We start from the raw sequence: 11216 nt of genomic DNA on the forward strand, positions 1-11216 counted from the left end.
TTTAAAATACCATGACCGGACCTCCTCGGCACCGGCGCCAGGCGACCAGCGGAACAGAGGTTTTTGCCGGTCCAGCCGTTTCAATAGGCCGCTCTGAGCGGATTGAAATAGAACGCCTGCAGCGGTCAGGCCCGAAGGAGCTTCTCAGGCAGAATTGACTTTAGAATATTAGACAGGATCAGTGCTGCAGTGCCACGACCGCGATCCCGCGAATGCCCGGAGCGGATCATTCTGTGCAACCCGCACTTCAATGCACGTTGCTTAACAGTTCAACAGTCCGATGATCACTACTGCGCATGCGCCACCTTCAGAATCTATATGCGGGCGGTGGTCGAGACAGTCGGCTGGCGGTTGGCAAGTCCGCCAGCCCAAGTCTCCTAGGTTCACGCTCCCTCTGCCAAGACAGCATTGCAATCTTGGCTGTAGCACGCCCTCCCCGGCTACCGGCAAGACCAAAAGTTTGCCTTCAAGGCAACGATCAGGAATGCTCCATTCTTCCCAAAATATCCGTAACCCTGGAAGAAACGCGCATGCCGTTAACGCATCCGAGAATGGGGCTGTCAGGCGGCGGCATCAGATATTGCAGGCTGCCCCTTCGGATCCGCCCTCGATAGCCTTGCGAAAATCAACAAAGATACGCACGCAAGAAGCGGTGCAACGGCGCTTACCTGGAACAGTTGGCTCGGTGCCATACCCTGCGACACCAGTGCACCCCCAATCAACGGACCAAGAAGAGAACCCAGCCGGCCAATAACTTGCGACCAGCCGACCCCCGTACCGCGGATTGAAGTCGGATAGTAGTTCGTGATGAAGGCGTTCAACGACAACTGGACTCCGATAATGAAGAAGCCGCTCAGGAAGATTGTGATCATGATCGGCCAAAACGCTGTTCCAGCATACCCAATAGAGAACACGGCAGCGGCTCCGATAAAGTAGGCGGCGATCAGGATCGATACCGGCCGAGCCACCTTGCGGTCGATGAGCTGTGTGCAAAAGACACTACCGATAATGCCAGCCAGGTTGAAAATTATCGTTCCCATAACTGCATGCTGAAGGGGAAGGCCTGCCTGGCGCAGAAGCAGCGGTATCCAGTTGATGAAGAGATAGACCAGCAGAAGACTCATGAAGAAGGCGAGGCAAAGGAAAATGCTGCCTATCGCCAGTCCATCTTTGAACAAGGCGGAAATCTGCCCTCGTCCCGGCCGGCTTTCTTCAAGAACAAAAACATCATTGTCCTTGAAAGAGCCGCTAGGACAGATCAGCTTGAGAATCGAAGCAACCGCCGCACCTTTGCCTCCGGCCAGGATCAAGAATTTGATCGATTCCGGCACTGAGAAAAATATGAAAGGCAGCAGCAGCAGCGGAAGAATCCCTCCGGCGATGAAAACGGCCGGCCAGCCAAAGTGTGAGATCAATGGCACGCTGATCAATCCACCAACGACGGCGCCAAGCCCGAAACCTGCCCAGGTGATCGCGACGAGTGTCGCCCTTTTTCTTGCCGGCGCATACTCAGAAACCAACGACGTCACATTGGGAACAGTGCCGCCGAGCCCGATTCCGCACAGAAACCGCAGCACAGTGAATGTTTCAATGGAAGTCGCGTATGCCGACGCAAAGTTCAGGATCCCAAACAGCGCGACGCATCCGGCCAGCGTGTATTTGCGTCCAATTTTGTCAGCCAAATAGCCAAACGCGAACGCGCCCACCATGCTGCCAAGCAACAGCGCGGCAAACACTGGACCAAATGAACCCGGTGCCATATTCCACTCGGCCACGATGCTCGGCGCCACATATGCTACGGCTTGGGTATCAAAGCCGTCGCACATCATGATCAACGTGGCTAATATGAAAATTCTGTACTGGAACCGACTAATATTGTTGTCATTGATGACTGCAGCGGCATCTATGCGTGCGGCTTCGAGCACAACTATATCCTCCGTGATGGCTCCAGCGAGAGCTGGAGCAGGACGTTTGCTTTTTTAAAGATGTAACGCCGGCACGGACGGCTTGCGTCTACACACCAGCGCTGCATCCAAAATCCCGCTGCGAAGCGGCAATTGGCCTGGATTCAGGTGAAGGATGCGATGCATCTAAAGGGCTTAGACGTCCAAGAACTACGGGCGGGTCCAACTAGTGTCCGACCTCGATCTCGGCAAAGGCTCCGGCCTGCCTTCCAACAAGCACCAGGTTGGAAATCGCCAGAAGAGACATCCCCCAATCTTCACCTGTCTACCCAGTCATCAGACTGCTCGCTCAGGTATGGTTTTCAAGCGCAATCACGCTCTGCCAATGCAAACTCGCCAAGTTAATACCACTTGGCGAGGCGTACCTCGATTTCTGCGCCTGACTGATCCACCAAGCTCTTGAATTGATCTACGTCGTTACCCCGGTAATGATACGGGTAGACCACTTTCGGCTTGAACTCGATCACCGCATCCGCTGCCTGCTCAACGCTCATGGTGAATGGCAGGTTCATCGGCACAAAAGCCAGGTCGATGTCCTGAAGGCCCCGCATCTCGGGGGTATCTTCCGTATCACCAGCTATGTAGATTCGCACTCCAGAAAGCGAGAGCACATACCCGTTGTCCCGCCCCTGCGGGTGATACCGCAGCCGCTCTTGCGTAGTATTGTATGCGGGAACAGCTTCGATCCCGATGCCAGCCACCTCTGTTCTTTCACCATTGGCCATCTGCGCGGCCATGCCCTGAAGAGCTTCTGGTAAAAGCTCAAAGACCGCCGGATTGGCAATGATCTTTGTCCCGTTGCTCGCAAGCGCATTAAGCAAGTCAACGTTGAAGTGATCGGGGTGCTCGTGCGTGATGAGGATGAGATCCGGGGCTGAAAAGGCCTGGTAGGCAGATGCCTCGCCGACCGGGTCGACGTAGATTGTCATGTCGCCTGCCTCCAGGACGATGGAAGCATGTCCCACAGGATGGACAGTGATCTCCCCACCGTCGGCAGGAATGGTGTCGCTTCCTTGTGCCTTGGCTGACGCAATATGCGGTCCTATGCAACCGGCTATCCCCAACCCCATGGCCCCAGCCGTCAACACCCAGCGTCTCGTATATTTCATGAACGCACCCGCAACTTATCCAGATTAATATTGTTTAACTCGCCTATCATGCAAATAGTCTTTTCGTCAATGCTGCGCTCCTGAATACATTTTGTGGTATATACCATACAATTTCGTAATCTGTAGTAATATTTCGCAAAATGTCTTCGTGTGTTTGGGCTTAAGACATGCCGGATTTCATGCGCCCTCGCAGCGCGGCCGATTCCAACCGCTTTTCAGTTGGATCCGATTTCCATTCCACCGACACAGTAGAAGAATGAAACTGATACAATGCGCCAGATTACGAAATGCATCTCAAAAAGCTGCAACTAGTATAAATATTATAATTATTGACTTATTCTTGACATTCATTACCTCCTTCAAACTGCGTTTCGCTTATCTTAAATAGAGCGATACGCCATTTGGCACACCATGTCCGAGTGGTAATCAGAAACCTGACGTGGTTCACCGCTGGCCATTCGTGTGAAGTTACAAGGGGGGACATCCATGCAAGCTAATGCACCAGAAACTGCATAAGTTGTCGTCGCCCGTGTTTAACGGGAGCGAGAATATTCGCGCCGGTTGAGGCGCCCCTTCTTCCGGAAGGGCGCTAGGCGCGGCTTGGCGTTCTGAAAGCCCAGAACGCTGCATCCGGATAGCTATTTGGAGGACCCGGTTGCTAATCAGGCAGTCCAGACTGCCAGGGAATGAATACGAACATTTAGGACTACCAAAGGAGGGGGATATGACGCGCGCACACTTCTACATAGGCGCCGCAGCAGCGGTGCTTTTAACATCGGCAGCACAGGCTAAAACCGTATCCGCGGAACCGGCCAACTTTGTCCGGATCTGCGACGTCTTCGGCACCGGTTTTTACTTCATACCGGGCACTGAAACTTGCCTGAAATACTATGGTTTTGTTCGCTTCGAAACAACCTACGCAGACGATACACTATCCGCACGCAGCCGAGCCGAACTCAATTTCGACGCCCGTACGCCGACCGAATATGGCGACCTTCGCTCTGTCATCAGAATCACAGCCAACGACGACAGCATTTCGGGACGTAGCATGGGGCTGGACAGGGCCTACATACAGTTTGCAGGATTGACGGCCGGGCTGGTTCCTTCATTTTTTGATTATGTCAGACCTTATAATTTTGATAACCCGGCTACGGTTTCCTCGAGACCTCTGAAGTTGATTGGTTATACTTACGAAATCAACAAATATCTCTCCGCGACGCTTTCTCTTGAAGATGCTACCGCGCGTAGCGCCGGATTGGGCATTGGAGGCGATTACGACGTCCAAACGATCCCGGATGTTGTTGCAAACATCCGCCTGCAGGATGATTGGGGAGGCGCCCAGGCCCAAGCCGCAATTCACCAGATCCGCGGAGCAGGTGCACTTGCTCAAGTCGGTACAGACTATGGATGGGCGGTCGGTGCTGGAGTGGAGATCAAGCTGCCGGTCCTTTCTCCGCGCGATAGGCTGCTCCTCATAGCCACGTATGTGGATGGTGCCGTCGACTATATCAACCAAGGTCGGGGCGGACCGCTTTTCGGGCGTGGCGGACTGAATCAAAGAGTTCCTGACGCTGTTGTCAACGCAACCGGTAGCGGATGGGACACCACGACAGGCTGGGGCACCCTAGCTGGCATCAAGCACAGCTGGTCGCGGTCAATCGAATCAAATCTGACTGCCGGGTATGGTGAGATCGATATCGATATGGGAAATTTGTATGACTATAGCTACTTTCAAGTCGCAGCGAACACCATATGGGAGCCAGTCTCGGGTTTCGAGGTTGGACTCGAGGCAAGGTATACAGATTATGATTATGTCCATCCGGTAACATCGCGGTACGATTCCGACGACTGGACCGGAAAGCTTCGCGTTCAACGCTCTTTTTAAATAAGCTCTTCTGACCTAACTGGGGAAGGCAGCAATGATCGCGCTGCCTTCCCATTTTTCGAGGAATGGATTTTGTTGGGCTCATTCCAGGGGTTCCTTAGTTTAGGCTGCGAGTTGTTGAAGAACCGCTCTATTCGCGACCACATCCCTAACGCGTCCTTTCCTCATAGCGGCGCAAAGTACTTCCCGTTCTAGTCCATCGTCGCGCGGATTGACGCGCGTGATCGCCCCTAGGCCGAAGCCCAGCTTGTTGCATTCAATTCTGCGGTCAAGACTTCGATCAACCCCTGCGGACTCAAAACGCCTCTCGGCGGCGGGAAAACGCGCATCTTCCCGCAGATTTCCTAAGACAGTCATCGGGCTGATTTCAAGTTCATCCAATGTCAAGGGGATGGGCGAGTTCGGCGAAGGCGAGTTCCGGCGACTATGCCGGGAGGCCAATCAGGGCCTCATCGCGCAGCTCTACCAACACTGTTCGGTATCACCAGATGCGTTTGTGGCGGCATATTCTAGAGGCACTCTGATTTGCCGTCCGCCCGACGTCGGGTAGCGAAAAGCTGCGCGCGCCGTTATCTTCGCCTCTCCCTTCAGTCCTTTCCGTAGGTAAAGGCCCAGAACTCGTGCCAGCGTGGTACGCGATGCATGGCTGCCGTCGGAGCAAGGACCGGCTACGGCGGCCCGTGAGAGAACGGTTACTGCGGGAGCTTCAACGCAAAACTCCAGGACGTATCTCCACGGCGTGATCTTCACAGCCCCGCAGTTCGTCATCCAATCCTGGCACAGCCACTGCAACAGCAGGCATACGCACCCATCGCTGGGCTCACCGGCTCCGAAAGTCAGCAGTGGCGGGCTTCGCCATCCACCGCCGCGTCTGCCAGCCGCGGTGATGCTACAAAGCCATTATGCACTAAGATTGACACCAGCCCACCCCGATCGCGACGGGTCAATGCCGCTTTGCAATTCTGAGTGCATTCATCTACGAATTCCGTTCAGATCGACGGCTGTTGCTGTTGCTGTTGCTCGAGAACCCGGGCGTTCCGACGAAACTGCCTGATGGTTGAATAGGCGCCCCATATAATCAGCACGGCCGAGATTCCGATGACGACGGCGCTGATGGGGCGCTCGAGGAAGATCAACACATTGCCGTGTCCCAGGACTATCGCGCGAACAAAATGCTCCTCCATTAACGGGCCAAGCACGAAACCCAGCAGCAACGGCGCCGGCGAGAAGCCCAGGACGCGCAGGCCATAACCGAGTGCGCCGAAGAGCAGCGCGAGAATGACATCGAATGCACTGTTATTGACCGAGTACACGCCAATGCAGATGAACATCACCACTGCCGGGTAGAGCCATTTATAGGGGATCTGCAGCAACCGAACCCAAACGCCGACGAGTGGAACATTGAGCAGCAACAGCATGAGGTTTCCAACCCAGAAGCTCATGACCAAGCCCCAGAACAAATCTGGATGCTCAGTGAGCAACCGCGGTCCGGGGGTGATTCCGTGCATGATCAAAACCCCCAGAACCAATGCCATGGTGGCGCTGCCGGGAATACCTAGGGTCATAGTGGGGATGAATGCTGTCTGATCCGCGGCATTGTTGGCTGCCTCCGGCGAAGCAACGCCTTCGACGGCCCCATGACCGAAACGTTCGGGGTTACGCGAGACTCGCTTTTCCAGCGCATACGCCAAGAAGGCGGCAACACCGGGCCCGACGCCTGGAAGCGCCCCAAAAAAAGAACCGACAGCAGCGCCGCGGGCCATCGCCATGCGCCAACGTCGCACGTCGTCTCGGGCCGGAATCAGTGACTTAAGGGTCACCCTTCGCACTTCACCCGTCTTAACTCCCCGGAGGCTGGAGATCATTTCGGAGAACCCGAAGATACCCATGGCCAGTGCAATAAGGCTGATTCCATCGCTCAATTCGATCAGACCAAAGGTATAGCGTGGAATGCCGGTGTTCAGATCAAGCCCAACGGTGCCAAATAGAAGCCCCATAGCAACCATGGCGAGGGCCTTGACCTGTGAGCCATCGCTTATGATGGTGGCGGCCAAAAGCCCCAGAACCATCAGCGAGAAATATTCTGCGGAGCTAAACATTTGGGCCAGTGCAACGATGAGCGGCGAGAACATCATCATTAGCGCGATGCCGACACTGCCACCAACGAAGCTCGCGATTGTAGTTGTAATGAGCGCCACCCCCGCGCGGCCCTTTCGGGCCATCGGATTGCCGTCAAGGCAGGTTACTGCACTTGTTGGTGTTCCCGGAACATTCAGCAAGATCGAGGTGATGGATCCGCCATAGGAAGAACCGTAATAAATACCCGCCAGCATGATCAGCGCCGCAGTTGGGCTTACGTAAAAGGTAATCGGGAACAGAATGGACATGGCGGCCAGTGGACCCACCCCGGGGATCACACCGATGATCATTCCAACAAAAACACCTATGAAGCAGTAAAGCAAATTGGCTGGGAGCAGCGCTGTCTCCAGTCCAAGCGCCGCATTTGCAAGAAAGTCTTCATATCCCATCAGAACGACCACTCCACCGCGGGTACGGGCAACGAAAGGCCCAATTTGAAGATGGCAAAAGTCAGCGCGCTGAGCACTATGGCCAAGCCGAATTTAGCCCGAATGCTGAGTTTGTCGTCGCCCGTCGCGACAATCAGCACGAGCGCGAAAACTGAAGGAATTAGGCCGACATGTTCAATAAGAAGCGCAAAAACCAGTCCACCGCCCAACACAGCCAAAGCGGGCCGCACTTCAATCCTGGGCGTCGATCCGCTTTTCAAAAAGCCCGGTAAAATCGTTGCAATGCCGCAGCCTAAAAGGATCACGCCCGCACCAAAAGGAAATGCGCCGGGGCCGATGCGCAGCCAGCTTCCCATCGGCAAAGTCAATGCGTAGCCGGTAGCGAACAACCCCACGGCGATGAGAAGCGCGCCACTAGCAAACTCGCCATAATCCGATACCTTCATCTTCTCTTCCTCATTTGCTAGGCCGGCATTCGGCGTATCGAGGCCGGAAAGGGACTGGGCTTCCCGGCCAATCAGCCCCATTCAAGTGACAAGTGATTGCAGCCAGGGACGATTCGCCACGAAACCAAACTTGCCGGCCATCGCGTCAAGGCCATAGGAATGACCTGCACGATTGAGCACAAGAAACACAAGCACCGTGGCATAAATCACATGGTAATCAATCAGCAGGTTTTGCGGGCCTTCGATATAGGGAAAATCCATGTGCGCAAGCCAGTAAACCATCATGAGAAAGGCCCCGACTAACCCGCCCAGCCGGAAAAACAGTCCCAGCAGCAGCGACAGGCCAACCAGCAAGTGGCCGTAGGCGACCAGGAAGCTGAATATCGGTGCAACGGCCGGATCAGCAATCCAGCCAAAGATGGGGTTGGACGTGGTGGTGCGAGACACTAGGCCCGCCACACTGAACCCCGGGTTGAAAACCTGGCGCGATGCCGCGTACAGAAAAACCCAGGCCAACATTAACCGCAGAATTAAGTTAAACGCCGTAATTTGAGCTTGTGTCATACCCTTTCCTCCCCTCTCATTTTGCCGCCCCCCGCCAACCCCGCTTCCCAACGCTGCGCCAAAACCACTTATTTGCAACGATAGAGTTCAGCCGCGCCGCCAATGCAGCGGCGCGAACACCTCCTCTATTGCATCCCCGCTTCCTTGAGGTATTGAAGGTCAACGAACTGGTCGGCAGACGGAAGCGGCTCGCTGAGTAGCCCTGCACCACCCATTAGTTCGATAATCTTGGACATGCCTTCCATATTGATTTCGGCATGCTTTGGCAGCACACCGATATTTGGCTCGAAATAAAGGCTGTAGATCTGGTTTGTAATCTCAGCAGTCGCGCCGGTCATCTCGGCGCCGATCCGAATAATTTCCTCCTTGTTGGCGGGATCGGAGACGAACTTGTAGGCCTCGCCCATCGCGCGGGCGAAACGAACGAGTTCATCCCGATGACCTTCCGCCCAGTCCTTGTTGGCTGCAATGACGGTGAACTGCAGTACCGGAATAACCTCGCTGGAGTTCGCGAGAATGTTGAATCCCTTGGCGAGGTATTCATAATCATCCGGTTGAGACAGCGGCGCGGCAGCACAAGCGCCCGTTTCAATGCATTCAGAACGCTTTGGCGTTCCGATCAACTCGGTGCTCACATAGTCTCCGGCCTGAAGGCCGTGCTTGGCCAACAATTGCTGCGTCGAAATTGTGATGATATCCTCAGGCTTCGACAGGGCAACTGCCTTGCCCCGCAAATCGTCGAACGACTTTATTTCGGGGCGAGCCACGAGGCTGTAAATGGTGGTCGCCGGCCCACCCACAACGGCCACGGCATTCGAGCCGGCCAGAGCGCCCTGTATCAGGTAGGGCGACGCTGTGTAAGAAATGTCGACCTTACCATCGTCAAGCGCATCAATCATGTGACTGGTGCCTTGAAACGGAACGAGTTCCAGGATGACTCCTTCCTTGTCGAGCATTCCCTTTTGCTGCGCCACCTCCAATGCGATGGATTGAAACAGCCCCAGCGATGCCTCAATGACACCGTAGCGCAAAGTCACTTGATCAGCGCCGAGAGCGTGCGGAACTGCCACACTGGTTGCGAGGACTGCGGCTGCAAATAACTTTCCGAATAAAATCCTCATTTTACTTCCTCCCAGAAATTCCCTTGTCATTGTCTTATCGACGGCGGCAGCAAGTCGCGGCGACCACGGACAGAACCGCTCATCTGGCCCGGCTACTTGGCCTTGGACACTTCAACGAGATAGGCCACAACATTGGCGATCTCCTCCTCGGTCTTAAGGCCAGTGAAGAACATCCTAGTGCCAGGCACGAATGCCTTCGGGCCACTTATGAAGGCACTGATATTTTCGGGATCCCAGACAATTCCTGAATCCTTGAGCGCTTGGCTGTACCGGGGAAAGTCTGTGGAGGCCGCCGGCCTGCCGACAACACCCAGCAGGTAAGGCCCGGCGCCGTTGCGCATCTTTTCCGCCTCGTGGCACACTTGGCAGTTCTTCTCGAACACCGCCTTGCCAGCCACCGCGTCGCCTTCGGCAAACGCCGGGCCACTCGTATAAACCATGGCCACGAGAACGCTGACTAATCGAAAGGTCCGACTGATCTTCATGGGGCTCATCTCAACATTGACGCCCTACGACTCCGCGCATTTTTTCAGTGATTGCGCGGCCGCTATTCGGCGAGTCTGCTTTGGAAACTGCAATTTCTTCCAGGCGGTGCTACAGCGGCCGCCTACTGCATTCCTGCGGCTTCAAGGTACTGCGTATCGACGAATTTCTCGGTCGGCCAGACCTCGCTAATGGCATCCGCGCGGTGCATCAGCTCGATCACCTTGGCAAATCCGCTCAGGCTGATTTCCCCATGCTTGGGAAGAACGCCGTTATAGGGTTCATAGTCGGCGGCATAGAGTTCCTGAACGATTTCGATAGGCTGGCCAGTCATTTCAACGGCCAATGCAATAACATCGTCCTTGTTTGCGGGATCGGCGATGTATTTATAGGACTCCCCCATGGCGCGGGCGAACCTAACCATCAACTCCTTATTCTCTTCCGCCCAGGCCCGCCTGGCTGCATATACCGTGTATTGAAGGTCTTGGTAAACTTCGTGCGACGAACCGACGACATTGTAGCCCTCCTTCGCAAGGCTGATATCGAACGGCTGAGCGAGCATGGCTGCGGCACAGTCGCCGGCCTTGAGGCATTCAGCGCGATTAACCGAGCCAAGAAGCAACACCGGCTCATAGCCCTTTAGATTGTGCGCGGCAAAGAGGTCATCGGCAGCGAGCGTAATGATATCGGCAGGCAGCGAGATAGCTATGGGCTTGCCCTCGAGCTGGTCGATGGACGTAATATCCGGCCGCGCAATCATTGCATAAACCGGATTCCGCGGGCCACCGACGATAGCGACCGCGTCAGAGCCGTCAATAACCTCCGGCACCAGGTCCGTAACGGCAACATAGGTCACGTCGACAGTGCCCGCGTCGAGTTCCTCGACCTGATGATAGCTGCCGGCCAGCATGTGGACATCAAGAGTGATATCTTCCTTTTCCAGAAATCCGCGCTCGATCGCAACCTTAAAACCCAACGACTGAAACAGAGTGACCGAGCCCTGGTTGAAGCCGAATTTCAGGGTTGTGGGCTCTGCTTGCGCAGTTGCCGCAAATTGCAGTCCGGCGATTATTGCCGCAGCCGACAGAATTTTTGATCTTGTCCTGGCCATTGGTT

9 protein-coding genes are annotated in these 11216 nt (G+C 55.1%); 1 reads left to right on the forward strand and 8 read right to left on the reverse strand.

The window, feature by feature from the left end; genetic code table 11:
• Positions 1 to 560: 560 nt before the first annotated feature.
• Both GNP00_RS10290 and GNP00_RS10295 read right to left on the reverse strand, forming a co-directional pair.
• Complete coding sequence (locus GNP00_RS10290; protein ID WP_011582227.1) at positions 561 to 1925, reverse strand: MFS transporter; 1365 nt, start codon at positions 1923 to 1925, stop codon at positions 561 to 563.
• A 380-nt stretch (positions 1926 to 2305) separates the two neighbouring features.
• Entirely contained in the window at positions 2306 to 3073 is a 768-nt protein-coding gene (locus GNP00_RS10295) for an MBL fold metallo-hydrolase (RefSeq protein ID WP_011582228.1), read from the reverse strand.
• Positions 3074 to 3797: 724 nt separating this feature from the next.
• Here GNP00_RS10295 and GNP00_RS10300 point away from each other — a divergent pair.
• Entirely contained in the window at positions 3798 to 4958 is a 1161-nt protein-coding gene (locus GNP00_RS10300; RefSeq protein ID WP_011582229.1) for a porin, read from the forward strand.
• Positions 4959 to 5947: 989 nt separating this feature from the next.
• Here the strand turns inward: GNP00_RS10300 and GNP00_RS10305 are convergent.
• From GNP00_RS10305 to GNP00_RS10330, 6 genes are all read right to left on the reverse strand, one after another.
• Positions 5948 to 7486 (reverse strand): tripartite tricarboxylate transporter permease, encoded by a 1539-nt coding sequence (locus GNP00_RS10305; RefSeq protein WP_166015977.1) that lies wholly within the window; start codon positions 7484 to 7486, stop codon positions 5948 to 5950.
• Positions 7486 to 8013 carry a tripartite tricarboxylate transporter TctB family protein gene (locus GNP00_RS10310; RefSeq protein ID WP_011582232.1) on the reverse strand — a complete coding sequence of 176 codons (528 nt, stop codon included), beginning with the start codon at positions 8011 to 8013 and terminating at the stop codon, positions 7486 to 7488. Before GNP00_RS10310 ends, GNP00_RS10305 begins: the two co-directional genes overlap by 1 nt.
• Positions 8014 to 8496, reverse strand: coding sequence for a DoxX family membrane protein (locus GNP00_RS10315; RefSeq protein ID WP_011582233.1), 483 nt, complete (start codon positions 8494 to 8496; stop codon positions 8014 to 8016).
• A gap of 125 nt (positions 8497 to 8621) precedes the next feature.
• Positions 8622 to 9617, reverse strand: a complete 996-nt coding sequence (locus GNP00_RS10320) for an ABC transporter substrate-binding protein (RefSeq protein WP_011582234.1) — start codon at positions 9615 to 9617, stop codon at positions 8622 to 8624.
• 92 nt (positions 9618 to 9709) lie between these two features.
• Positions 9710 to 10102 (reverse strand): c-type cytochrome, encoded by a 393-nt coding sequence (locus GNP00_RS10325; protein ID WP_049764810.1) that lies wholly within the window; start codon positions 10100 to 10102, stop codon positions 9710 to 9712.
• A gap of 122 nt (positions 10103 to 10224) precedes the next feature.
• Complete coding sequence (locus GNP00_RS10330) at positions 10225 to 11211, reverse strand: ABC transporter substrate-binding protein (protein WP_041544811.1); 987 nt, start codon at positions 11209 to 11211, stop codon at positions 10225 to 10227.
• Positions 11212 to 11216 lie beyond the last annotated feature (5 nt).

The organism is Chelativorans multitrophicus (assembly GCF_011317445.1).
GTDB classification, from domain to species: Bacteria; Pseudomonadota; Alphaproteobacteria; order Rhizobiales; family Rhizobiaceae; genus Chelativorans; species Chelativorans multitrophicus.